Raw genomic sequence first — 20,944 nt, forward strand, 5'->3', positions numbered from 1 at the left:
CGGAGCCGGAACGATCAGACGCCGCAGGCGCTGCCCCCGCAGCACGAGCCCGCAGCTGCGCCCGGCGCACCCAGGAGGTTCGCGCCCGGGACGAGGGGCTTGGCGTCCTCGTCGATCTGTGCAGCGGGGATCTGGGTGGCGGAGGGCTGAGTCGTCATCCCTCCATGCTAATCCGATCCCCGCAGCGCGGACGAGCCGGCTCAGTCGACGGGGCCCTGGCACACCGGACAGTACTGGGCGGCGCCCTTCGACCCGGGCACGTCCTCGACGACGCCTCCGCAGACCGGGCAGGCCTCGCCCGTGCGTCCGTGCACTCTCATCGACGCGGCCTTGGCCTGTTTCAACCGCGGCAGCGGGATGCTGCGTCGTGCTCGTACCGCCTCGGAGAGCTCGTCGCGGATCGCCTCGAAAAGCACCTCTCTCTCGCCGTCGTCGAGGGCGGCCGCGTGCGTCGTCGGGGCGATCTTCGCGCGATGCAGGATCTCGTCGGAGTAGGCGTTGCCGATACCGGAGATGCTCTCCTGCTCCTGCAGAAGAGCCTTGAGCTGCTTGCGCCGACCGAGGGTGATCCGGTCGAAATCGGCCCGGGTGTAGGTCGGCGACATCGGGTCGGGTCCGAGCTTCTTCACCGCCGGCACGTCCTGGGGGTGATCCACGAGCGACAGGGCCAGCGAGAGCCATTCGCCGGCGTCGGTGAACTCCAGCGCGGTGTCGTCGTCGAGGTCGAGCGTGGCGATCACCGCGGCCGGAGGCGACGAGGCATCGGACGAGTCGACGGTCTCGTCGTCGCCCGTCTCCGCCTCGACGCGGTGACGGACCCACCCGGCGCGACCGAGGGTGACCACGAGATCTCCCCGGTCGGTGTCGATGTCCAGATGCTTGCCGAAGCGCGTGACGCCGGTGATCGTCGCACCGACGAGCCCCTCGGCCGGGCGGTCCCGCGTCTTCCACGCACGGAACTCACCCACGTCCACACCGATGATCCGGCGATGGGTCACGGCGTCGTCGAGGACGTCGGCGAGAACCTGGACTTCGGGCGACTCGGGCATGCGGTCATCCTTTCATCGACGGCCGCGATGCGGCATCCGGCTGTCTACAATCTCGGGATGGCGACCGCGACGATCTGGTGTCGGAGCAGACGCGCCGGCGCGGTGTGCACCCGCCCCGCCGGCCACCCGGGCCTCCACAACCGCGTCGGCACCGGAAAGATGTGGTCCGACACGGAGGCTGGTCCCCCGTGGTGCGAAGGAAGCGGCACGGGGACGTCGGCCGCCCCTTCGCTGCCCGGCGGGTTCCCGAACGGTCGGGCCGTGTGCCCGGTCTGCTGGGGTTTCGTCGCGCTCGAGGGTGGTGGGCTCGGGGGCCACGACGCGTTCACAGGGCCCGCCGACGAACGGGAAGCCGCGGACCGCGCCGCGTGGTTCAACACGTACGGCTGGTTCGACGGCGCTGCGGCACCGTCGCCCTAGAACTCCTCGCCCCAGTTCAGCCCCTCACCCGAATCGGGGGCGACCCGCATCACGGGTCGCTGCTCCCTCGTCAGAGAGTGCAGCTGCGCCACCACGTCGGGAGCCGAGAGCTCGGCGCCCGACAGCGGGGCGTCCTTCACCACGATCTGGCTTGCCGGCCCCACCAGGAACGTCGCCCCGACCGTGGAGCCGTCGGGCTCACGGACCGGGATCTCGACGATGTGCGCGGCGTGGGCGGCGCCCAGGGATTCGCTGTATTCGAGGAGAGCCGTCGCGAGGTCATCCCCCGTCAGGAACTCACTCCCGGCGTAGACGATGACTTTCATGCCTCATGTCTACTCCGGCGACACGACCGAAGGGGGCCCCCTTGCCAACCCGGCGCCGGCGCGGTAGACGTGCCGGTCCAGGGTCCCGAGGCTCAGACGCCGGGGTCGATGTCCTGCTCGGGATCGACGCTCTGACCGGTCGGCGTGCGGAAGTGCGTGGGCAGCAGCGGCGGCTCTCCGCTCTCGGACGCACTGCCGTCGTCCGGCTCGATGAAGACATCCGGTTCCGACTCATCGCCGCGCGAGTGGTTCTCGCGCTGGAACGGACGATCATCGTCACGGCGCGGAGGGAGGGGCAGGAACGGATCAGCCATGGACATGAGCCGAGTGTGCCAGCCGGGCGTCGTCGCCGGGTGGGATCCCGCTGGGAATCGCTGATCCCGCCCTGACCCCCTGCGCAGGAGGTAGCGTGCCGAGAATGGCCTCCGATGAACTGATCGCCCTCGCGGCCGAGGAATTCGTCTCGCTCACGACCTTCCGACGCAACGGCGTCGGAGTGCCGACGACCGTCTGGGTCGCCCGCGACGGGGACCGGCTCGTGGTCACCACGGGAGCAGACAGCGGAAAAGTGAAGCGGATCCGCAACAACCCCGCCGTGACGCTGCGCCCGAGCGATCGCGCCGGCAGAGTCGCCGCCGGCGCGGCTGTCGTCTCCGCGACCGCGACGATCCAGCACGATCTGGAGGAGATCGAACGATGCACCGCGCTCTTCCACGCGAAGTACGGTCTTCAGGCGCGCATGATCCTCGGGCTCGGGCGGGTGCTCAGTCGTGATCGGACGAGACGCGTCATGCTGCACCTCGACGGCTGAATCACCGCGGATCAGTCCCAGTCGAGGTACTCCTCGATGAACAGCGCCGTCTCGATCGGATGCGACATCGGGAAGAGGTGATCGCCCGAGACCGTGCGCACGGTCGCGCGGTCGGCAGCCGACGCCTGGAGACGCTCCCCGTTCGTCGGCGGGGTCACCGCGTCATCCGTCCCCTGGATGATCAGGATCGGGATGCCCGGCGCGAGCGGAAGATCGGTGTCCTCCGCGCCGAGGAGCAGCAGACCGTCGACCCGCGTCGTGTGCTCGGCCGCGACCGCCCGCGCGACCGTGCCACCCGGGCCGTGTCCACCGACCCAGGTGTCGTCGAGGCCGACGTGGTCGAGGACGGCCATGACATCCGCGACACGCTCGGCGACGGTGGCATCGCTCCCGGCGGGCTCGTCGATGCGGATGACGCGGAACCCGGCCTCTTCGGCGAGATAGTGCGCGATGGCGCCCAGCGCGTCGCCTTCGAGGCTGTGCTCGGGGATGAGGACGAGCGAGACCGGTCCTTCGCCCTCGTCGATGAACGGGATGACGCGGGCGTCGCGCGTGACGTTCTGCAGGTCGGGCATCGGGATCCTCTCGAGTCGGTGCGGCGGGCGCTCGGCGCCGGGCAATGCCTCGAGGAGCCTACCCGGTGGCGCTTCAGGCCTCGGGCAGGTCCGCCTGCGCGAGGATCGATCGATCCTCCGAGCGGACCTCGAGACGCACCGCCTCGGTGCGCATCACCGCGGCGTTCAAGCGACACTCGATCGGCACCTCCGAGCCCAGCATCGCTCCCGCGGAGTACTCCACGCCGGACTCGTCGATCAGGACGACCTCGTAGGTCGCGCCGACGTCGAGCCCCGTGGCTTCGACGACCGTCTCGGTGCCCCACGTGTGGGCCACGAGGTCAGCCTCGATCCCGACACCGTCGGGCACACCGTTCAGATCGACCGGTTCGATCGCCCCGAGCGTGCCGGGCGGCCCCGAGGGCGTCGTGACGGCCGGGTCGGGCCAGGACACGCCGATGGCCACGCCGGCGGCCAGGCACGCAGCGGCCACGAGCGGAGCGATCCACCGGCGCGGACCACGTGCGGGCGTCGCTGGGGCCGTCCCCACCGTGGCGCGGGACACCGCCTCCGCGTCGACGGCCCGGAGGATGCGGTCGCCGAGCGCATCGGCATCGCGGGGCGGGATCCAGGTGACATCGCCCTCGCGGAGCCGACCGGACAGCGCCGCCAGCTCGCGGAACTCGTCCTCGACGTCGGGGCGGCGTCGACGCAGCGCCTCCCACTCCGCGGCTTCGCTCGCCGTCAGCTCGCCGGCCAGCGCTGCGGCCATCAGTTCGGCGATGCGGTCATCGGGGGTGCGCATCATTCCTCCTCCGTTCCCTGGAGATGTTTCCGCAGGGCCCTGAGCCCATGGAAGGCCCGCGTCCGCCACGTGGCGACGGGGATGCCGGTGGCGTCTGCGAGTTCCTGATAGCTGCGCCCCTCGACATGCACCGCGACGACGACCGTACGGTGGGCCTCACTGAGCGCCGCGAGGCCCTCGATGATACGGAGACGTTCCAGCGGGTCGATCGCGTCCACCATCCGTGTCTCCAGTTCGGCGTCATCGCCGATGCGCGGAAGCCGGGCGCGAGCACGGAGCGCATCCACGATGACGTTGCGCGCGATGGCGAACAGCCAGGTGCGTTCCGTCGCCCTGGCCGCGTCGAAACGGTCGCGGGAACGCCACGCGCGCAGGAAGGTCTCCTGCACGCAGTCCTCGGCGAGCGGACGGTCGCGAAGGGCGTTGACGGCGTACCCCAGGAGAGCGCTGCCGTTCTCTGCGAAGGCCCGTCGGACGTCGAAGTCCTCCGCTGGGCGCGGGTCCGAGGTCATCCTCTCCCCCTCGTCCCGTCGTGCGCTGATTCCCACCCCGTCTCCTCACAGGCTAGTGATCGCCGGGCGCCGGGACGGCCTCGCGATCACCAGGTGATACCGCCGGCAGCGTTCATCCGTTCATCGCACGAGGAATTTCCCTCGTCGATGAACGCACGAGCCTTCCGTCTCGTAGACCCCGACAACGGATGCGACCGGCGCGTCCAGATCGGAAGGTTCGAGGAAATGACGAAGAAGACATCCGCCCGCCTGGTGACGATCGGTGCCCTGGCCGGAGTGGCCGCCCTCACCGTCGCGATGCCCGCGCACGCCGAGACCGAGGTCGCGGAGCCGGACACATTCACCAGCGCATTCACGGTCATGGCGACCCCCGATCAGGTCATCAACAACGACGGCGTCGCCGCCCCTGGGCAGGAGGGCGCGACCGGGACGTTCACGTTCCGCATCAATTCCGAGCTGGAGATCATCTGCTACGACATCCGCCTGGAGGGTGTGAGCGGCGACTACCAGAGCCCGGCGAAGACGGCCACGCACATCCACGAGGCAGCGGCGGGTCAGCCCGGGCCGCCGCGGATCGCGTTCCCCAACCCCGAGCCGGTGGGTGACGGACCGCGCACGTCGTCCGGATGCCTGCAGGGACCCTTCACGACGGGCGTCGAGGCCGATGGCGCCGACACCGGCGACGGCTTCTCCCTTGCGGAGATCGAAGCGAACCCCGCCGGATTCACCGGCGACTCGCACACCGTCGATTACGCGGCGGGCGTCGTACGCGGGCAGCTCTCGGCCATCCCCGTCGGCGGAGTGGACACCGGCGCCGGCGGAACCGCCGACACCGGCATCTCACCCCTCGGCATCGGCGGGGCCGCGCTGGCCGTCGCCGGTCTCGGGGTCGGCGCTGCGGTCGTCGTGAACCGCCGCCGGCAGGCCGCCACTCGGTGATCCGACCGCGGTCGGCCGCGCAGCGTCCATTCTGGGGGGAATGGGCGCTGCGCGGCGCGCTCGCGGCCGTGCTTGTGCTGGCGATCGGCAGCGCCGCCGCGTGCGCGACGCAGCGTTCGGCGGACTCACCGCCGCCCGCCTCGCCGGCGGTGAGCCAGGCCGCGCCGACGCCTTCGTCCGAGCCGGAGGCGCAAGCCCTTCCCCCTGCGCGGGTCTCCGTGCCGTCGATCAGTCTCGACGAGCCGCTCATCGACCTCGGCCTGAATACCGACGGCTCGATGCAGGTACCGACCGACTTCGACGAGGTCGGATGGTTCACCGGTGGCGGTCGCCCGGGAGGAACCGGTCCGGTGGTGATCGCCGGGCACGTCGATTCGCCGACCGGGCCCGCCGTGTTCGTGCGTCTTCGCGATGTGCAGGTCGGTGATCTCGTGGAGGTTGTGGACACGGCCGGCACGGCGCACGCGTACGTGGTGACGGAGACGATGGACTATCCGAAGTCCGCTTTCCCGACCGCGGCGGTGTTCGGAGCCGTCGTCACCGACGAACTCCGCCTCATCACATGCGGCGGGGTGTTCGACCAGAACGCCGGATCGTACGTGGACAACAGGGTCGTGTACGCCCGGCGCGTGGTTCCCTGATCATCATCACGCCTTGATTGCGTCCGAGCAGGGTGCGAGTCTGAGGCGATGACCGACGTCGTCCTCTTCCCTTCCGTCCTCGGTGTGCGACCGGGGGTAAGCGATGCAGCCGATCTTCTCCGCGACGCCGGGCACGACGTCGTCATCGTGGACGTGTACGACGGTCGCGTGTTCGATGACTACGACGACGCCGGCAGATACGAGCAGTCGATCGGGTACCCCGCGCTGATGCGCCGAGCGTTGGATGCGACACGCGAGACACCGGACGGCTTCTTCGCCGCGGGGTTCTCGAACGGTGCCGCGTTAGCGGAGTATGTCGCGACCCAGCGTGCGGTGTCGGGCGTGTTGATGCTCTCCGGAGCCATCGATGTGTCGATGCTCGGCGCCGACTCGTGGCCGGTAGGGGTCAACGCGCAGATACATTCCGCGCGGGACGATCCCTTCCGGGATCAAGCGGGCATAGACACGGTCGTCGAACAGATACGCGCAGCGGGCGGCGAAGCCGAGATCTTCGACTACGAAGGCACAGGGCATTTGTTCACCGACGCTTCGCTTCCCCGAGAATACGACGGCCATGCGGCCGAGCTCTTGTGGTCGCGAGCGCTCGCATTCCTCACGTCAAGTACGCACGACCGGTGAGCTCGTCGCGGTCTTGCGCGCGGCTGATGTGCCTACCGTTGAGCATGGGAGATCTCGATGACACGCCCGACTGGATCATTGACCTGAGCCAGCCCCGACGCGAGCCACAGGCGGATCCGCGACTGCCGCTCGTCGCCGAGGTTGTTCGAGGAGCGCAGGCGCAGCTGTCGGCCATTGGGGCGGTCATGGGCTCCGTCGAGGAGGTCATACGAGAGTGCGCCGCTCAGGGCATGACTCGAGATGAGATCGCCGAGCAGTGCGGCCTCAGCGCCGTCACGGTGGACCGAGTGCTCGCGGGGGGAACACTTTTCGTCTTTCCGAAGTCGTGACCTCATTCGACCAATCAGTTGTTGAAGCGGAACTCCACCACGTCGCCGTCCTGCATGACGTAGTCCTTGCCCTCGAGACGCGCCTTGCCCTTTGCGCGGGCTTCGGCGACGGAGCCGAGGGCGACGAGGTCGTCGAAGGAGATCACTTCGGCCTTGATGAAGCCCTTCTCGAAGTCGGTGTGGATGACACCGGCCGCCTGCGGCGCCTTCCAGCCCTTGCCGATCGTCCAGGCACGAGCCTCTTTCGGCCCCGCGGTCAGGTAGGTCTGAAGGCCCAGGGTGGCGAAGCCGATGCGGGCGAGCTGGTCGAGGCCCGACTCGGTCTGACCCGTGGAAACCAGCAGTTCCGCGGCATCCTCGGGGTCGAGATCGATCAGCTCCGACTCGATCTTCGCGTCGAGGAACACCGCCTGCGCAGGAGCCACGAGGGCGGCGAGCTCGGCCTTACGCGCATCGTCGGTGAGGACGGCCTCGTCGACGTTGAAGACGAAGATGAAGGGCTTCGCCGTGAGGAGGCCCAGCTCCCGGATCGGCGACAGGTCGAGGCCCGCGGCCGACAGCAGCACACCCTTCTGCAGGGCGTCCTGAGCGGCGAGGGCGGTCTCGAGCACGACGGGGTCGAGCTTCTTGCCCTTGACCTCCTTCTCGTACCGGCCGATCGCCTTCTCCAGCGTCTGGAGGTCGGCCAGCTGGAGCTCGGCGTTGATCGTCTCCATGTCGCCGGCGGGGTTCACCGCTCCATCGACGTGGACCACGTCGTTGTCGGCGAAACCGCGCACCACCTGCGCGATGGCGTCGGCCTCGCGGATGTTGGCGAGGAACTGGTTGCCCAGCCCCTCCCCCTCGCTCGCGCCGCGGACGATGCCGGCGATGTCGACGAACGACACCGTCGCGGGCACCACGCGCTCACTATGGAAGACCTCGGCGAGGGCGTCAAGACGCGGATCGGGCAGATTCACCACGCCGACGTTCGGCTCGATCGTCGCGAATGGGTAGTTCGCCGCGAGCACCTGATTCTTGGTGAGGGCGTTGAAGAGCGTCGACTTGCCGACGTTGGGAAGACCGACGATTCCGATGGTGAGAGCCACGGGCATCCAGCCTACCGGCGGTGCGCCGCCTTCCCGACGCCGTCACCGATGCACGGCCGCGCGGAAGGCCTCGGTGCGGTAGGGAAGCTCGATGACGCCGTCGTCGGCGAGGTCGTCGAACAGCGCTCCGACCTCGTCGAGGATGCTCCGGCGGGCGGTCTCCTCGGCGGTGATGACGTAGCTGCGCGAGGCGGCCATGTCGAGGAACGCCTCTCGGGTGAGGGGTCGATGCCACTCCCAGACGCGCGTGTCGAAGCGCTCGAAGGGCGGATGCGGCTGGGGACCGCCCTCGGAGATGAGCTGTTCCGCCGAGGACCCGTGCATGATCCCGGTGAGGCGACGCACCCAGGCGACACGCTCGTCGCGGACGTTCCAGACGAGGCCCAGGACGCCGCGCTCCCGCAGAACCCGACCTGCTTCGGCAGCGCCTGCGACGGGATCGACCCAGTGCCATGCCTGACCGGCGACGACGGCGTCGACCGATGCGTCCGGGAGAGGCATCCGCTCGGCTGTTCCGACGAAGGCGGGGGTTCCGGGAACGCGTCGGCGCAGCTCCGCCAGCATGTCGGCATCGGGATCGACCGCGACGACCTCCGCTTCGAGCTCTCGGAAGACCCTCGTGAGCTTGCCCGTTCCCGCGCCCACGTCGGCGACGCGGGGTCGCCGACCGGCGACGACGATCGGCTCGAGGAGCCACGCGACCGCCTCGGCGGGATAGTCGGGGCGTCCGCTTTCGTAGCGGGCGGCCTCGCGCCCGAACGATGTCGACATCTCCTCACGGCGGGCCATGCCCTCAGCCTACGGCGGGGCGATCTTCAGAACCCCGGCGCGCCTCGGACACGGGTTGCCGGACGGCGGCGAGGGTGAAGACGTGCCACTGGACTTCACCGCGATCGACTTCGAAACGGCGAACTCCAGCAGTGCCTCGGCGTGTGCGGTCGGCTTGGCGCGGGTCCGCGGCGGGGAGGTCGTCGCCACAGCCGGTTGGCTCATCCGCCCGCCTGCCGGCCACGACCATTTCTTCGACATCAACATGCGCATCCACGGCATCCGCCCGGAGGACGTCGCCCACGCCCCCAGCTGGTCGCAGCAGCTCGGTGATCTCGCCGGATTCGCCGGCGGCGACGTGCTGGTCGCACACAACGCCGGCTTCGACATGGCCGTGCTGATACGCGCGTGCGAGGCGACCGGCGACGACTGCCCGCCCTACCGGTACGCCTGCAGCCTGCAGGTCGCCCGCAAGGTGTACCAGCTGCCGTCCTACCGACTGCCCTCTGTCGCCGCTGAGGCGGGATTCGCCGATTTCGCCCATCACAACGCCGTGGCCGACGCCCTCGCGTGCGCGCACGTCATGATCGACGCGGCGCGACGCGTCGCCGCCGACGACATCCACGACCTGGCCGCGTGGACCGGTGTCCGGATTTCGCAGATCGCCGTCGGCGACGCACCGGCGGCGCGGCGCCCGGTGGCGTTCGAGGCCGTCGCGTAGCGCGTCGCGCTCGCGATGTCCGACCCCTGCGGCAGGGTGTGGTCATGGACGCCCTCCTTCTCCCCCTGCTCGTGACGGCGAGCCTTCTCGCCGGACTCCTCGCCGGCTGGGCGCTTGCGGCGGTGCGTGCGCAGGCGCGGGCGGTCACCGTGCGTGAGCGATTGGCGGCGGCCGAGGCCTCCGAGGCGGCGTTGAGCGCACAGCTCGCCGAGCAGATGCGGCTGTATCGCGACTTCGTGGCGCAGTCCCGTGCCGAGCAGGCGACGCGCGAGGAACGGGAGCGCCGCGAACAGGCGGTGCTGCGTGCCCTTGCTCCGGTCGCCGAGACGCTGCAGACGATGCAGCATCGCGTCGGCGAGATCGAACGCGAGCGGCAGGAGCAGTTCGGCAGTCTCGCCGAGCAGCTCCGTCGCGCGCAGCAGTCCGACGAGGCGCTGCGCGCCACGACCGAATCGCTCGCGTCAGCCCTTCGGTCGGGCACCACGCGCGGCGTGTGGGGCGAAACCCAGCTGCGTCGGGTCGTCGAAGCGGCGGGGCTCACACGGCACGTCGACTTCGATCTGCAGAGCGCCGTGCGATCGGATGCCGGGGGCGGGCGTCCGGACATGGTGATCCGGCTGCCCGGCGACAAGGCGATCCCGGTGGACGCGAAGGTGCCGCTCGACGCCTACCTCGAGGCGTCCGCCATTCCCGACGGCGCCTCCGGAGAACCGGCGGTGCGCCGCCGCGCGCTGCGCGAGAAGCACGTCAAGGCCGTCCGCGCCCACGTGGATGCGCTGTCGAAGAAGGCCTACTGGGCGGGGCTCGGCTCGAGCCCCGAGTTCGTCATCTGCTTCATGCCGAGCGAATCGCTCCTCGCCGCGGCGCTGGAGGACGATCCTTCCCTCCTCGACTACGCCTTCGGCCGCCGCGTCGCGATCGCGTCGCCGGTCAACCTCTGGGCGGTGTTGAAGACGGTGGCCTACACGTGGACGCAGCAGGATGTGTCGGCCGATGCACGCGTGCTGTTCGACCTGGGAACCCAGCTCTACGACCGTCTCGGCACGCTGGCCGGCCACGCCGACGATCTCCGTCGGGCTCTCGAGCGCACCCTCGACGCCTACAACGGTCTTGTCGGGTCGCTTGAATCCCGCGTCCTCGTGACCGCGCGGAAATTCCCCGGCATCGACGAGACCAAGATCGATGCGCTCCGCGCACCCGCGGCGATCGATTCCGGCCCTCGCAGGTTCACCGCGCCCGAACTGCTGGACGGGCTCGACGCGTCGCCGGTGGCATCAGATGATCGGGCACCCGGCGTGACGGCCGATATCGGCGTGCTCCGGGACCGGCTCGGTCCGGAGCACCGCTGACGAAGTGCGCTCAGGCCCCGCCGGGGACGAAGCTCAGCAGGGTGATGACGGCCACGGAGACTCCGGCGAAGGCGCCGATCATCCACCACGGAGAAAGCTGATGGTCTTCATCCCGGCGCACCCGGAACAACACATCGGGGCGGCGGGCGGGGTCGACGGCGTCAGCGATGACCGCCTGTGCTCCCGTCTGCGGACCCACGGACTGTACCGACATGGAGTAACCCCCTGCTGTGGACGAACGACACGTGACTCCGTTGGCACTGCGATCAATTGTGCCAGAACCGTCCACAGATCCCCGTCACGACTGCGTCACGATCGGCGATTTGCTACAGTTCGCCTTCCGTCGCCTGCCGGTCCGCCCTCGTCGCGTTCACAGCCACTTCGACGTCAGGTGCTCCGATGTGATCCGGCGAAGCGTCCCCGAGGCACCGCGGAGCACGACGCTCTCCGTGTACACGTGGTCCCCTTCGCGGCGCACGCCGTCGACCAGCTGACCGTCGGTGACACCGGTGGCGACGAAGATGGTGTTGCTGCCCTTCACGAGGTCGTCCGCCTCGTAGACGTGGTCGTCCAGAAGCAGTCCGGCGTCGATGCCCTTCTGCTTCTCGTCGTCGTCACGCGGCCACAGCACGCCCTGGATGTGACCGCCGAGGGCCTTGATCGCGCATGCGGTCACGATGCCTTCGGGACTGCCCCCGATCCCCACGCACATGTCCGTGCGGGCGTTGTGACGCGCCGCATTTATCCCGCCGGCGACATCCCCGTCGCTCATCAGACGGGTGCCTGCCCCGGCCTCGCGGATGTCGGCGATCAGCTGCTCATGCCGGGGGCGATTCAGCACCGAAACGACGACCTCGTCGACGGGTTTGCCGAGCGCCTTGGCCAGTCGGCGGATGTTCTCACCGATGGGCAGACGGATGTCGACCACGCCGACGCCGGCGGGGCCGGTGACGAGCTTGTCCATGTAGAACACCGCCGAGGCGTCGAGCATCGATCCGCGGTCGGACACCGCGATCACCGAGAGGGCGTTGTTGCGGCCTGCGGCGGTGAGCGACGTGCCGTCGATCGGATCGACGGCGATGTCGCACTGGGGGCCGCGGCCGTTGCCCACGCGCTCGCCGTTGAACAGCATCGGAGCGTCATCCTTCTCGCCCTCGCCGATCACGATCGTGCCGTCGAAGTTCACGGTGGTCAGGAAGGCGCGCATGGCATCGACGGCGGCACCGTCGGCGGCTTCCTTCATCCCGCGGCCGATGAAGGGCACGGCGCGGATGGCGGCTGCCTCGGTCGCTCTCACCAACTCCAGAGCGAGGTTGCGGTCGGGGTGCAGGGGGCTCATATCGCCGGTGATGCTCACCATGGCCCCAGCCTAGCCAGCGCGCATGGCGCCCGACCGACCTTCGGCCCGACCACGGGCGAAGGAACCCCCGTTCTTTCTCCCTGGGTAAGTCCGCGCCGATGGCCGTTCGCTGCGGCGACGGGCACACGGGCGAGGCCTTCGCTAGAGTTTCGATCGACCCGCGTTGCGCGGAGCCCGCACGACCGTTCCCTCACAGGCCACTCGACGACAGGCCGCTCGACGACAAGGAGTCCTCATGCCCGTTGCCACCCCGGATCAGTACGCCGACATGCTCGACCGCGCGAAGGCCGGCGGGTTCGCGTACCCGGCGATCAACGTGTCGAGCTCGCAGACGATCAACGCCGTGCTCCAGGGACTGACCGAGGCCGGTTCCGACGGGATCATCCAGGTCACCACCGGCGGTGCGGACTACTTCGCCGGTCACACCGTCAAGGCTCGCGCGGCCGGCGCCCTCGCCTTCGCCAAGTTCGCCACCGAGGTCGCCAAGAACTACCCCATCACCGTCGCCCTGCACACCGACCACTGCCCCAAGGAGGCGCTGCCGAACTTCGTGCTGCCGCTCATCGAGGCATCGGAGGAAGAGGTCAGGGCGGGACGGAACCCCATCTTCCAGTCGCACATGTGGGACGGCTCGGCCGTGCCCCTGGATGAGAACATCGACATCGCGAAGGACCTTCTGCCGCGACTGAAGAACATCAACGCGATCCTCGAGATCGAAGTCGGCGTGGTCGGCGGCGAGGAGGACGGTGTCGCGCACGAGGGATCCAACGACGCGCTGTACACGACCGTCGGCGATGTGACCAGGGCCGTCGAGGCACTGGGGCTCGGTGAGAACGGCCGGTACATCTCCGCGCTCACCTTCGGCAACGTCCACGGTGTGTACAAGCCGGGCAATGTCAAGCTGCGCCCCGAGCTTCTCGGTGAGATCCAGGAGGGCATCGCCTCGCGCTTCGGCACCGGCCCGAAGCCTCTCGACCTGGTCTTCCACGGCGGCAGCGGGTCCAGCGACGAGGAGATCGCCCTGGCTGTGGCCAACGGCGTGGTGAAGATGAACATCGACACCGACACGCAGTACGCGTTCACCCGTTCGGTCGCGGGCTACATGCTCTCCAACTACGACGGCGTCCTCAAGGTCGACGGCGAAGTCGGCAACAAGAAGCAGTACGACCCGCGCGCCTGGGGCAAGATCGCCGAGTCGGCGATGGCCGCGCGTGTCGTCGAGGCGACGCACCAGCTGGGCTCGGCCGGGAAGTCGCTCGGCGTCTGAGGGCGCCTCTCGCCCGACTTCTCAGACGGCGCGGTAGATCTCGAGCACGGTGGGCGCCCCCTCGGGGCGTTCCACCACCTCGACGAGGTCTCCCGCGCTGACCGAGCCGGTCTTGCGAACGCGCAGGTAAGCACCCAGCCGGCCCTCGTCGGAGAAGCGCTTGACCCAGCCTCGCGCCTGGCTGCCCCCGACCCAGCGAGCGAAGGTGGCGCACGGCGTGCGGGGCATCGTCACCTCGAGCTCCAGCCGATCCCCGAGGCGCCAGACCTCACCCACGCGAGCGGCGTTGACGTCGATTCCGTCCACCCGGAGGTTCTCGCCGAACCATCCCGGCGGAAGATCGCGTCCGAGCTGGCGCGCCCAGAAGTCGGCGTCCTCCTGCGCGTACGCGTAGAGCGCCTTGTCCAGTCCGCCGTGGTGCCTGCGATTGGCCTGGACATCGCCGCGCACGCCGTAGCGGCCGACGGCCGCCGCGCCCTCGACCGGGCGTTTGTCGATGGCGGTCACGCCGTTGCTTCCGGCGTCGGGACGAAGCTGGTGGACCGCGCAGACGGCGAGGAGGCGAGGCATCCGATCAGCCTAGAGCGCCGAGCCGGGTTCAGCGCAGCGGCGTCCAGCCGAAGGGCACGGGACCATCGACGTCCGCCCGCCGGAGATCGGCGTCGGCCGACCATCCCTGGGCCTCACCATCGGCGTCGAACCCCCCGCGGGCGATGCGGAACCCGACATCGTCGTGCGACGACCTCGGTGGTCCCCCACGGCGGGTGGAGGCTCGCACACTCCACGCGTCGTCCGCGTATCCCCCACCTCGGAAGACGCGATAGTCGGCGTAGCGGGCCGGGTCCAGATAGTCCCAGCACCACTCCCAGACATTGCCGAGCGTGTCGAACAGCCCGAAGAGATTCGGATGCTTTCCGCCGACCGCCTGAGGACTCTCGACGCCGTCGGCGCTCGTCCAGGCGACATCGGCGAGCGGTCCGTAGTGGGGGCCGCTCGAGCCTGCTCGGCAGGCGAACTCCCACTCCGCCTCCGTAGGCAGTCGGTACCCATCGGCGTCGACGTGCCACGTGACCTCTTCACCGTCGTAGGTGTAGGCCGGATCCAGACCCTCCCACTCCGATGCCGCGTTGCAGAAGCGGATGGCGCGGAGCCAGCTGACCTCGGTCGCGGGCCGACGGGAATGACGCCCGCCTTCGAGCATCTGGGCCACCTGCTCCTCGGTGACGGGGTAGACGCCGATCTCGAACGCCGACAGCTCGACGCTCCGGCGTGCCTTCCGGCGCGCATCGTGCAGAACCACCGTCCCCGCGGGGATGGCGGCGAGGGCGAACTCGCTCACCGGGACAGCAGCGCCCCCATGAGCGCAGGATCGTTCAGGAGCGGCACCATCAGGAGGGCACCCGAGATGAGGTTGAACACCACGCCTCCCACGATCGGCACCCAGAACGTGATCTTCCCCCGCTGGAGCATGATCCACGACACCGCGGCGGTCAGCAGAAGACCCACGCCGAGCACCAGGGATGCCGCGACACCCCACGCGCGGCCGTCGAACGTCGGATCAGGGGCCTCGGTCACGCCCAGGAACTCGAAGAGCGTCTGGACGTAGCCGTTGTAGTCCACCAGACCGGGGATGGCCGTCGCGACGGAGAAGACGGCGTAGATCAAAAGGGCGATGGTGAGGACGCGGTCGAAGAAGCGGCGTCGCGAGGCGATGAGGTCGGGCCCGGCCTCCTTGGCCGGCGTCGACGTCGGTGTCGGCGTCGGCTCACGTGATGCCGCGGCCGCCGGTGCCGCTCCCGCCTCCAACGCGACGGTGACGTCAGGCTGCTGGATCCTCGCCCGCTGCTCTTCGGGAGTGGCGTACTCGCCGTACTGCGGCCGCGGCCGAGGATCGGACCCGTCGGTCACGCGCGACCCCGGCCACCCAGGGCGCGCTCGTCGCGACGACCCGCAGGGTCGATTCGCAGCTCCTTGGGGAGGGAGAACATCAGGTCCTCCTCGGCAGTACGCACCTCTTCGACGTCGCGGTACCCGGCCCCCGAGAGCTCGGCGAGCACCTCCTGGACGAGGACCTCGGGGACGGAGGCCCCGCTGGTCACACCCACGGTCTGCACGCCGTCCAGCCACTCCTGCTTCACCTCGTCGACGTAGTCGACCCGGTAGGCCGCCTTCGCGCCGTATTCGAGGGCGACCTCGACGAGGCGGACGCTGTTGGACGAATTCGCCGAGCCGACCACGATCACCAGGTCGGCGTCCTTGGCGACCTTCTTGATGGCGACCTGGCGGTTCTGCGTGGCGTAGCAGATGTCGTCCGACGGCGGGTCCTGCAGCTGCGGGAAGCGCGTGCGGAGGCGCCGGACGGTCTCCATCGTCTCGTCGACCGAGAGCGTCGTCTGCGAAAGCCACACGACCTTCGAAGGGTCCCTCACTTCGACCAGATCCGCTTCATCGGGGGAATTCACCACGGTCACGTGGTCGGGGGCCTCTCCGGCCGTGCCCTCGACCTCTTCGTGACCCTCGTGGCCGACGAGGAGGATCTCGAAGTCGTCGCGGGCGAACCGCACGGCCTCGCGGTGCACCTTCGTCACCAGCGGGCACGTCGCGTCGATGGCCTGCAACCCACGGTCGGCGGCGGCGGACACCACGGCCGGCGACACGCCATGGGCGCTGAAGACCACGTGGGCACCCTCGGGGACCTCGTCGACCTCCTCGACGAAGATCGCGCCCTTCTGCTCCAGTTCGGTCACGACGTGGATGTTGTGCACGATCTGCTTGCGCACGTACACCGGCGCCCCATAACGCTCGAGCGCCTTCTCGACCGCGATCACCGCCCGGTCGACGCCGGCGCAGTAGCCGCGCGGAGCGGCGAGGAGCACCTTCTTGGGTCCGGACACCGGGATATCCTGGAGCCGCCCGCGGCGCCCCGGTATGCGGGGAACGGGAAGGCTCACGGTCGGAGTGCTCATCCCCTCGATTCTACGGGGCAACCGGCCCTGACGACCCCGATCGACCGATGGAGTCCCCATGACGACTTTCCAGCCCGCCGCGGTCCCCGGCGAGGCGCCGCCCCCCGACTCGGTCCACCCCCGCGATTCCCGGTCGGAGACTCCGACCTCGGTGTCCCGGCTGAACGAGACGATCCGGGGGTTCATCGAGCGCTGGGGATCGGTGTGGGTCGAGGGCGAGGTCACCTCGTGGAACGTGCGCGGGGGCAACGTCTTCGGTCGAATGAAAGACCTTGCGACCGACTCGACGGTGTCCTTCCGCGTCTGGTCCTCGACGCTGCAGCGCCTTCCCCGCGATCTCAAGGTCGGCGATCACGTCGTCGCCTGCGTCAAGGCGGACTACTTCGTCCGCACGGGCGATTTCACCTTCGCGGTCTCGGCCATGCGACACGTGGGCCTGGGCGATCAGCTGGAGAGACTCGAGAGGCTGCGCCAGAAACTGCGCGCTGAAGGACTGTTCGATCCCTCGCGGAAGAAGTCGCTGCCGTTCCTGCCGCGCACCATCGGCCTGATCACCGGTGAGCGATCCGACGCTGAGAAGGACGTCCACCGCAATGCGGAGCTGCGCTGGCCGCAGGTGGTCTTCCGCACGGCCTATGCCGCCGTGCAGGGCGATCGCTGCGTGCCCGAGACGATCGGAGCCCTGAAGGCGCTGGACGCCGACCCCGAGGTCGACGTCATCATCATCGCCCGCGGTGGGGGCGATCCCCAGACGTTGCTGGGCTTCAGCGACGAGCGCCTGCTCCGGGCCGTCGCCGAGGCGCGGACCCCGGTGGTCAGCGCCATCGGCCACGAGAACGATCACCCGCTCCTCGACGACGTCGCCGACGTGCGCGCCTCCACCCCCACCGATGCCGCCAAGCGTGTGGTGCCGGATGTCGCGGAGCAGCGGGCGCTCATCGGCCAGCTGAGATCGCGGATGACCTCGCGCCTGACCCAGCGCGTGTCGCACGACATCGCCCAGCTGGAGCAGCTGCGCTCACGCCCGGTGCTGAGGGCGCCCGATCAGCTTGTGGATGCCAGAGCACAGCAGGTCTGGCTGGCCACCGCGCGCGGTCGTGACGTCGTCGATCGGGCTGTGCACGCCGCCGAGCGCGCGACCGCGGAACTGCGCGCCTCGCTGCGCGCGCTGTCTCCTGCCTCCACGCTGGCCCGCGGGTACGCGATCGCGCAGGGCGAGGACGGTCACGTCGTCCGCGACGCGACCGCCGCGCCGGCCGGCACCAGACTCGTCATCACGGTCGAGCGGGGGATCATCGCCGCACGGTCGGAGGGCGTCTCCGCTGTCACATTCGCCGGTGAGGGAGCGCGGGATGGGCGCGGCCGAGCGGAACTAGAATGACGGGTATGACCGGAGCGAGCGAGGACGTGGCCGACATCCAGGCGATGACGTTCGAACAGGCTCGCGATGAGCTCGTCCGCGTCGTCGCCGAGCTCGAGCAGGGCACGCCGACCCTCGAACACTCCCTCGCTCTGTGGGAACGGGGTGAGGCGCTCGCCGCGCGCTGCGAGGAGTGGCTGCTGGGAGCCAAGCGGCGCCTCGACGCCGCGCGTTCGGCCGTCACCGCCGGGCAGGGGGGCTGATGCCCCGCGACCCCAAGATCGTCGCCGAGCTGGGGCGTCCTGAGACCCCGGACGAGGCCGCGGACCGCAAGGCCGCTTCCTCGCGCGCTTACCGCGCCAGCCAGAACACCCGCAACCTGATCGCCGCACTCATCGCGACTCTCGCCGTGGTCCTGGTGATCATCCTCGCCGTACCCCGCGGCACTCCCCCCGAGCGCGAGCCGATCGATGTCGCCGCGGTCGCCGCACGCATCTCCGCCAACGAGAACCGGGCGCTGGTCGTCCCCGACGTTCCCGCCGAATGGCAGGTCAACGCTGCAACGGTGGAAGGAGACTCCGTCCGCGCCTGGACGATCGTCTACGTCCCCGCCGAGGACCGGGGCTTCGTACGGGTGGCTCAGGGCTTCGGGGCCGATGAGGGGTGGCCTTCGCGCACGCTCCGAGGCGCCGAGGTCACCGACACCGTCACGATCGGCGGGGTCGAGTGGGACCGCTACGAGATCCGCAACCCCTCCGCGGCCGGCAATGTCGCCGCCGCCCTGGGCACCACGTCGGGTGAGGACATCATCCTCATCTACGGCACCACCGATCAGGCGGCGCTGGAAGAGGCTGCGACCGCCGTCGCCGCCGATCTGCCGCTGCCCACCGAGGAGGAGGGCCCGTGAGCCAGACCAGTCCCCAGCAGGCCTGGAACGAGATGAAGCGCGGCAACGCACGCTTCGTCGGAGGCGAGCCGCGTCATCCCCGACAGGACGCCGAGCGCCGCCACGAGGTCGCCGCCGGCCAGCGCCCGCGCGCCGCGCTCTTCGGATGCGCGGACTCGCGCCTGGCCGCCGAGATCATCTTCGACAAAGGCCTGGGCGATCTGTTCGTCGTCCGCAACGCCGGGCAGGTGGTCTCGGACTCCGTGATCGGCAGCCTCGAGTACGCCGTCGCCGTACTCGGCGTGCCACTGATCATCGTCCTCGCCCATGACGAGTGCGGCGCGGTCCGCGCCGCCATCGACTCCGTCCGCCCGGATGCGCCCGCTCTGCCGCCGCACATCTGGCGATTGATCGCCCCGATCGTGCCGGCCGTGCAGCGCGTCGTGAGGGCCGACCCCTCCTCGAGCGACATCGACGGTGAGGCGGTGGGCCGCGAGCACCTGCGCGACACCGTCGGAGACATCCTGCAGACATCGGAGCTCATCAGCGACGCCGTCGCAGAGGGCCGCCTCGCGGTCATCGGGGCCAACTACCGCCTGGCCGAAGGCGTGGCCGTCCCCGAAGTCATCGTGGGCGCCGTCTCGGACGACCTCACCACCTCGGCCGCCTGACCCGGACGCCCGAGCTCCACACCGACCCCTTCGCCGCGCCCTGCGGCATCCGTCACACCTCGGAGGACAACGACGTGACCGACATCGAATACCGCATCGAACACGACACCATGGGCGAGGTGCGGGTGCCCAAGGACGCGCTCTACGCCGCCCAGACGCAGCGCGCCGTGGAGAACTTCCCGATCTCGGGCGATCCGCTGGATCCGTCGCAGGTCGTCGCACTGGCGCGCATCAAGAAGGCCGCGGCGCTGGCGAACAAGGAGCTCGGCACGCTCGACGGCGAGATCGCCGACGCCATCGCGCGCGCGGCCGACCGCGTCATCGCGGGAGAGCACGCCGACCAGTTCCCGATCGACGTCTACCAGACCGGCAGCGGCACCTCGTCGAACATGAACATGAACGAGGTCCTGGCCACCCTCGCCACGCGCGACCTCGGCCGCACGGTTCACCCCAACGACCATGTCAACGCCTCGCAGTCGTCCAACGACGTTTTCCCCACCTCGGTCCACATCGCCGTGACCCAGGAACTCATCGACGACCTGATCCCGGCGCTGGACCACCTCGCCGTCGCGCTCGAGGAGAAGGCGCAGGCCTGGGCCGAGGTGGTGAAGTCCGGTCGCACCCACCTGATGGATGCCACACCCGTCACCCTCGGGCAGGAGTTCGGCGGCTACGCCCGCCAGATGCGCCTGGGAATCGAGCGCGTGCAGTCCGTCCTCCCCCGCGTCGCCGAAGTCCCCCTGGGCGGCACGGCCACCGGCACCGGGATCAACACCCCCGTCGGCTTCCCCCAGCGCGTCCTCGAACTCATCGTCGCCGAGACCGACCTGCCGATCACCGAGGCGAAGGACCACTTCGAGGCGCAGGGTGCGCGCGACGGCCTCGTCGAGGCATCCGGTGCCCTCCGCACCGTCGCGGTGTCGCTGACGAAGATCAACAACGACATCCGCTGGATGGGCTCGGGACCGAACACCGGCCTCGCCGAGCTGCACATCCCCGACCTGCAGCCGGGATCGTCGATCATGCCGGGCAAGGTCAACCCGGTCGTCCCCGAAGCGAACCTCATGGTGTGCGCACGGGTCATCGGCAACGATGCCACCGTCGCCTGGGCGGGGGCCTCCGGAACCTTCGAGCTGAACGTGGCGATCCCCGTCATGGGGACTGCGGTGCTGGAGTCCATCCGCCTCCTCGCCAACGCCGTGCGTCTGCTCGCCGACAAGACCGTCCGGGGCCTGGAGGCCAACGTCGAGCGCGCCGCGGCCTACGCGGGCATGTCGCCGTCGATCGTCACGCCCCTGAACAAGCTGATCGGATACGAAGCGGCGGCCAAGATCGCCAAACACGCCGTCGCGCAGGGGATCACCGTGCGCGACGCGGTCATCGACCTCGGCTACGTCGAGCGCGGCGAGCTCACCGAGGCGCAGCTGGACGAGCGGCTGGATCTGCTGTCGATGACCCGGCCGGGGTGAACCTGTCTCGCCGC

Annotated in this window: 29 protein-coding genes; 14 read left to right on the plus strand and 15 right to left on the minus strand. The window is 69.6% G+C overall.

Annotated features, from left to right (window positions below; all coding sequences use genetic code 11):
- Positions 1 to 14 precede the first annotated feature (14 nt).
- Both FBY40_RS17340 and FBY40_RS12320 read right to left on the minus strand, forming a co-directional pair.
- Positions 15 to 158 carry a hypothetical protein gene (locus tag FBY40_RS17340; RefSeq protein WP_160141393.1) on the minus strand — a complete coding sequence of 48 codons (144 nt, stop codon included), beginning with the start codon at positions 156 to 158 and terminating at the stop codon, positions 15 to 17.
- A gap of 42 nt (positions 159 to 200) precedes the next feature.
- Entirely contained in the window at positions 201 to 1,049 is an 849-nt protein-coding gene (locus tag FBY40_RS12320; protein WP_141939077.1) for an Fpg/Nei family DNA glycosylase, read from the minus strand.
- Between the two features lie 57 nt (positions 1,050 to 1,106).
- Here FBY40_RS12320 and FBY40_RS12325 point away from each other — a divergent pair, with 57 nt between their 5' ends.
- On the plus strand, positions 1,107 to 1,469 hold the full coding sequence (locus tag FBY40_RS12325) for a hypothetical protein (protein ID WP_235014853.1): 363 nt from the start codon (positions 1,107 to 1,109) through the stop codon (positions 1,467 to 1,469).
- On the opposite strand, the gene FBY40_RS12330 is transcribed toward FBY40_RS12325, so the two are convergent.
- Positions 1,466 to 1,795, minus strand: coding sequence for a hypothetical protein (locus tag FBY40_RS12330; RefSeq protein WP_141939080.1), 330 nt, complete (start codon positions 1,793 to 1,795; stop codon positions 1,466 to 1,468). The genes FBY40_RS12325 and FBY40_RS12330 overlap by 4 nt on opposite strands.
- A 92-nt stretch (positions 1,796 to 1,887) precedes the next feature.
- Positions 1,888 to 2,115, minus strand: a complete 228-nt coding sequence (locus FBY40_RS12335; RefSeq protein ID WP_141939082.1) for a hypothetical protein — start codon at positions 2,113 to 2,115, stop codon at positions 1,888 to 1,890.
- 98 nt (positions 2,116 to 2,213) lie between these two features.
- Between FBY40_RS12335 and FBY40_RS12340 the strand changes: the two genes are divergently transcribed.
- The gene (locus FBY40_RS12340) at positions 2,214 to 2,606 is read left to right on the plus strand and encodes a PPOX class F420-dependent oxidoreductase (RefSeq protein WP_141939084.1); all 393 of its coding nucleotides are present in this window, start codon (positions 2,214 to 2,216) and stop codon (positions 2,604 to 2,606) included.
- Positions 2,607 to 2,617: 11 nt separating this feature from the next.
- Here FBY40_RS12340 and FBY40_RS12345 read toward each other — a convergent pair whose 3' ends face one another.
- The 3 genes from FBY40_RS12345 to FBY40_RS12355 all read right to left on the minus strand — a co-directional run bounded on the left by FBY40_RS12345 (position 2,618) and on the right by FBY40_RS12355 (position 4,477).
- A complete protein-coding gene (locus FBY40_RS12345) occupies positions 2,618 to 3,181 on the minus strand; it encodes an alpha/beta fold hydrolase (RefSeq protein WP_141939086.1) in 564 nt (187 codons plus the stop codon).
- Positions 3,182 to 3,254: 73 nt separating this feature from the next.
- Positions 3,255 to 3,965, minus strand: coding sequence for a hypothetical protein (locus FBY40_RS12350; RefSeq protein WP_141939088.1), 711 nt, complete (start codon positions 3,963 to 3,965; stop codon positions 3,255 to 3,257).
- A complete protein-coding gene (locus tag FBY40_RS12355) occupies positions 3,965 to 4,477 on the minus strand; it encodes a sigma-70 family RNA polymerase sigma factor (RefSeq protein ID WP_141939090.1) in 513 nt (170 codons plus the stop codon). Before FBY40_RS12355 ends, FBY40_RS12350 begins: the two co-directional genes overlap by 1 nt.
- A gap of 225 nt (positions 4,478 to 4,702) precedes the next feature.
- Here FBY40_RS12355 and FBY40_RS12360 point away from each other — a divergent pair, with 225 nt between their 5' ends.
- From FBY40_RS12360 to FBY40_RS12375, 4 genes are read left to right on the plus strand one after another with little or no spacing between them, the layout of a single operon-like run.
- Positions 4,703 to 5,416, plus strand: a complete 714-nt coding sequence (locus FBY40_RS12360) for a CHRD domain-containing protein (RefSeq protein ID WP_141939092.1) — start codon at positions 4,703 to 4,705, stop codon at positions 5,414 to 5,416.
- A complete protein-coding gene (locus tag FBY40_RS12365; RefSeq protein WP_235014854.1) occupies positions 5,413 to 6,057 on the plus strand; it encodes a class F sortase in 645 nt (214 codons plus the stop codon). Before FBY40_RS12360 ends, FBY40_RS12365 begins: the two co-directional genes overlap by 4 nt.
- A gap of 48 nt (positions 6,058 to 6,105) precedes the next feature.
- Complete coding sequence (locus FBY40_RS12370; protein WP_141939093.1) at positions 6,106 to 6,696, plus strand: dienelactone hydrolase family protein; 591 nt, start codon at positions 6,106 to 6,108, stop codon at positions 6,694 to 6,696.
- Between the two features lie 44 nt (positions 6,697 to 6,740).
- Positions 6,741 to 7,025 (plus strand): hypothetical protein, encoded by a 285-nt coding sequence (locus FBY40_RS12375; RefSeq protein ID WP_160141395.1) that lies wholly within the window; start codon positions 6,741 to 6,743, stop codon positions 7,023 to 7,025.
- A 14-nt stretch (positions 7,026 to 7,039) separates the two neighbouring features.
- Here FBY40_RS12375 and ychF read toward each other — a convergent pair whose 3' ends face one another.
- The gene (gene ychF / locus FBY40_RS12380; protein WP_141939096.1) at positions 7,040 to 8,113 is read right to left on the minus strand and encodes a redox-regulated ATPase YchF; all 1,074 of its coding nucleotides are present in this window, start codon (positions 8,111 to 8,113) and stop codon (positions 7,040 to 7,042) included.
- Positions 8,114 to 8,155: 42 nt separating this feature from the next.
- Positions 8,156 to 8,902, minus strand: coding sequence for a methyltransferase domain-containing protein (locus FBY40_RS12385; RefSeq protein WP_141939097.1), 747 nt, complete (start codon positions 8,900 to 8,902; stop codon positions 8,156 to 8,158).
- An 82-nt stretch (positions 8,903 to 8,984) separates the two neighbouring features.
- Between FBY40_RS12385 and FBY40_RS12390 the strand changes: the two genes are divergently transcribed.
- On the plus strand, positions 8,985 to 9,602 hold the full coding sequence (locus tag FBY40_RS12390) for an exonuclease domain-containing protein (RefSeq protein ID WP_141939099.1): 618 nt from the start codon (positions 8,985 to 8,987) through the stop codon (positions 9,600 to 9,602).
- A 44-nt stretch (positions 9,603 to 9,646) separates the two neighbouring features.
- The gene (locus tag FBY40_RS12395) at positions 9,647 to 10,951 is read left to right on the plus strand and encodes a DNA recombination protein RmuC (protein ID WP_141939100.1); all 1,305 of its coding nucleotides are present in this window, start codon (positions 9,647 to 9,649) and stop codon (positions 10,949 to 10,951) included.
- A gap of 10 nt (positions 10,952 to 10,961) precedes the next feature.
- On the opposite strand, the gene FBY40_RS12400 is transcribed toward FBY40_RS12395, so the two are convergent.
- The gene (locus FBY40_RS12400; protein WP_124293593.1) at positions 10,962 to 11,165 is read right to left on the minus strand and encodes a UDP-N-acetylmuramyl pentapeptide phosphotransferase; all 204 of its coding nucleotides are present in this window, start codon (positions 11,163 to 11,165) and stop codon (positions 10,962 to 10,964) included.
- A 156-nt stretch (positions 11,166 to 11,321) separates the two neighbouring features.
- Positions 11,322 to 12,311, minus strand: coding sequence for a class II fructose-bisphosphatase (gene glpX / locus FBY40_RS12405; RefSeq protein ID WP_141939101.1), 990 nt, complete (start codon positions 12,309 to 12,311; stop codon positions 11,322 to 11,324).
- 235 nt (positions 12,312 to 12,546) lie between these two features.
- On the opposite strand from glpX, the gene fbaA reads away from it, so the two are divergent.
- The gene (gene fbaA / locus FBY40_RS12410; RefSeq protein ID WP_141939103.1) at positions 12,547 to 13,578 is read left to right on the plus strand and encodes a class II fructose-bisphosphate aldolase; all 1,032 of its coding nucleotides are present in this window, start codon (positions 12,547 to 12,549) and stop codon (positions 13,576 to 13,578) included.
- Positions 13,579 to 13,599: 21 nt separating this feature from the next.
- On the opposite strand, the gene FBY40_RS12415 is transcribed toward fbaA, so the two are convergent.
- The 4 genes from FBY40_RS12415 to FBY40_RS12430 are packed head-to-tail and all read right to left on the minus strand — an operon-like array spanning position 13,600 to position 16,544.
- Positions 13,600 to 14,148, minus strand: a complete 549-nt coding sequence (locus FBY40_RS12415; RefSeq protein ID WP_141939104.1) for an MOSC domain-containing protein — start codon at positions 14,146 to 14,148, stop codon at positions 13,600 to 13,602.
- A 28-nt stretch (positions 14,149 to 14,176) separates the two neighbouring features.
- Entirely contained in the window at positions 14,177 to 14,917 is a 741-nt protein-coding gene (locus FBY40_RS12420) for a formylglycine-generating enzyme family protein (RefSeq protein ID WP_141939106.1), read from the minus strand.
- On the minus strand, positions 14,914 to 15,486 hold the full coding sequence (locus tag FBY40_RS12425) for a DUF6264 family protein (protein ID WP_141939107.1): 573 nt from the start codon (positions 15,484 to 15,486) through the stop codon (positions 14,914 to 14,916). The genes FBY40_RS12420 and FBY40_RS12425 overlap by 4 nt, the downstream gene beginning before the upstream one ends.
- Positions 15,483 to 16,544 carry a 4-hydroxy-3-methylbut-2-enyl diphosphate reductase gene (locus FBY40_RS12430; RefSeq protein WP_200829985.1) on the minus strand — a complete coding sequence of 354 codons (1,062 nt, stop codon included), beginning with the start codon at positions 16,542 to 16,544 and terminating at the stop codon, positions 15,483 to 15,485. Before FBY40_RS12430 ends, FBY40_RS12425 begins: the two co-directional genes overlap by 4 nt.
- Before the next feature lie 58 nt (positions 16,545 to 16,602).
- Between FBY40_RS12430 and xseA the strand changes: the two genes are divergently transcribed.
- From xseA to FBY40_RS12455, 5 genes are all read left to right on the plus strand, one after another.
- On the plus strand, positions 16,603 to 17,925 hold the full coding sequence (gene xseA, locus FBY40_RS12435; protein ID WP_141939109.1) for an exodeoxyribonuclease VII large subunit: 1,323 nt from the start codon (positions 16,603 to 16,605) through the stop codon (positions 17,923 to 17,925).
- Complete coding sequence (locus FBY40_RS12440) at positions 17,922 to 18,167, plus strand: exodeoxyribonuclease VII small subunit (protein ID WP_442922866.1); 246 nt, start codon at positions 17,922 to 17,924, stop codon at positions 18,165 to 18,167. The genes xseA and FBY40_RS12440 overlap by 4 nt, the downstream gene beginning before the upstream one ends.
- A complete protein-coding gene (locus FBY40_RS12445) occupies positions 18,167 to 18,811 on the plus strand; it encodes a DUF4245 family protein (protein WP_141939112.1) in 645 nt (214 codons plus the stop codon). The genes FBY40_RS12440 and FBY40_RS12445 overlap by 1 nt, the downstream gene beginning before the upstream one ends.
- Positions 18,812 to 18,843: 32 nt before the next feature.
- Positions 18,844 to 19,461 carry a carbonic anhydrase gene (locus tag FBY40_RS12450; protein WP_124294504.1) on the plus strand — a complete coding sequence of 206 codons (618 nt, stop codon included), beginning with the start codon at positions 18,844 to 18,846 and terminating at the stop codon, positions 19,459 to 19,461.
- A gap of 74 nt (positions 19,462 to 19,535) precedes the next feature.
- Positions 19,536 to 20,930 (plus strand): class II fumarate hydratase, encoded by a 1,395-nt coding sequence (locus tag FBY40_RS12455; RefSeq protein WP_141939113.1) that lies wholly within the window; start codon positions 19,536 to 19,538, stop codon positions 20,928 to 20,930.
- The last annotated feature ends 14 nt before the right edge of the window (positions 20,931 to 20,944 follow it).

The organism is Microbacterium sp. SLBN-154, assembly GCF_006715565.1.
Classification (GTDB): Bacteria; Actinomycetota; Actinomycetes; order Actinomycetales; family Microbacteriaceae; genus Microbacterium.

What these genes read in the sequence shown, in the direction of transcription:
- FBY40_RS17340 (WP_160141393.1), bottom strand. Translation starts at nt 158, where the DNA reads ATGACGACTCAGCCCTCCGCCACCCAGATCCCCGCTGCACAGATCGAC.
- FBY40_RS12320 (WP_141939077.1), bottom strand. Translation starts at nt 1,049, where the DNA reads ATGCCCGAGTCGCCCGAAGTCCAGGTTCTCGCCGACGTCCTCGACGAC.
- FBY40_RS12325 (WP_235014853.1), top strand. Translation starts at nt 1,107, where the DNA reads ATGGCGACCGCGACGATCTGGTGTCGGAGCAGACGCGCCGGCGCGGTG.
- FBY40_RS12330 (WP_141939080.1), bottom strand. Translation starts at nt 1,795, where the DNA reads ATGAAAGTCATCGTCTACGCCGGGAGTGAGTTCCTGACGGGGGATGAC.
- FBY40_RS12335 (WP_141939082.1), bottom strand. Translation starts at nt 2,115, where the DNA reads ATGTCCATGGCTGATCCGTTCCTGCCCCTCCCTCCGCGCCGTGACGAT.
- FBY40_RS12340 (WP_141939084.1), top strand. Translation starts at nt 2,214, where the DNA reads ATGGCCTCCGATGAACTGATCGCCCTCGCGGCCGAGGAATTCGTCTCG.
- FBY40_RS12345 (WP_141939086.1), bottom strand. Translation starts at nt 3,181, where the DNA reads ATGCCCGACCTGCAGAACGTCACGCGCGACGCCCGCGTCATCCCGTTC.
- FBY40_RS12350 (WP_141939088.1), bottom strand. Translation starts at nt 3,965, where the DNA reads ATGCGCACCCCCGATGACCGCATCGCCGAACTGATGGCCGCAGCGCTG.
- FBY40_RS12355 (WP_141939090.1), bottom strand. Translation starts at nt 4,477, where the DNA reads ATGACCTCGGACCCGCGCCCAGCGGAGGACTTCGACGTCCGACGGGCC.
- FBY40_RS12360 (WP_141939092.1), top strand. Translation starts at nt 4,703, where the DNA reads ATGACGAAGAAGACATCCGCCCGCCTGGTGACGATCGGTGCCCTGGCC.
- FBY40_RS12370 (WP_141939093.1), top strand. Translation starts at nt 6,106, where the DNA reads ATGACCGACGTCGTCCTCTTCCCTTCCGTCCTCGGTGTGCGACCGGGG.
- FBY40_RS12375 (WP_160141395.1), top strand. Translation starts at nt 6,741, where the DNA reads ATGGGAGATCTCGATGACACGCCCGACTGGATCATTGACCTGAGCCAG.
- FBY40_RS12385 (WP_141939097.1), bottom strand. Translation starts at nt 8,902, where the DNA reads ATGGCCCGCCGTGAGGAGATGTCGACATCGTTCGGGCGCGAGGCCGCC.
- FBY40_RS12395 (WP_141939100.1), top strand. Translation starts at nt 9,647, where the DNA reads ATGGACGCCCTCCTTCTCCCCCTGCTCGTGACGGCGAGCCTTCTCGCC.
- FBY40_RS12400 (WP_124293593.1), bottom strand. Translation starts at nt 11,165, where the DNA reads ATGTCGGTACAGTCCGTGGGTCCGCAGACGGGAGCACAGGCGGTCATC.
- glpX (WP_141939101.1), bottom strand. Translation starts at nt 12,311, where the DNA reads ATGGTGAGCATCACCGGCGATATGAGCCCCCTGCACCCCGACCGCAAC.
- fbaA (WP_141939103.1), top strand. Translation starts at nt 12,547, where the DNA reads ATGCCCGTTGCCACCCCGGATCAGTACGCCGACATGCTCGACCGCGCG.
- FBY40_RS12415 (WP_141939104.1), bottom strand. Translation starts at nt 14,148, where the DNA reads ATGCCTCGCCTCCTCGCCGTCTGCGCGGTCCACCAGCTTCGTCCCGAC.
- FBY40_RS12430 (WP_200829985.1), bottom strand. Translation starts at nt 16,544, where the DNA reads ATGAGCACTCCGACCGTGAGCCTTCCCGTTCCCCGCATACCGGGGCGC.
- xseA (WP_141939109.1), top strand. Translation starts at nt 16,603, where the DNA reads ATGACGACTTTCCAGCCCGCCGCGGTCCCCGGCGAGGCGCCGCCCCCC.
- FBY40_RS12440 (WP_442922866.1), top strand. Translation starts at nt 17,922, where the DNA reads ATGACGGGTATGACCGGAGCGAGCGAGGACGTGGCCGACATCCAGGCG.
- FBY40_RS12445 (WP_141939112.1), top strand. Translation starts at nt 18,167, where the DNA reads ATGCCCCGCGACCCCAAGATCGTCGCCGAGCTGGGGCGTCCTGAGACC.
- FBY40_RS12450 (WP_124294504.1), top strand. Translation starts at nt 18,844, where the DNA reads ATGAAGCGCGGCAACGCACGCTTCGTCGGAGGCGAGCCGCGTCATCCC.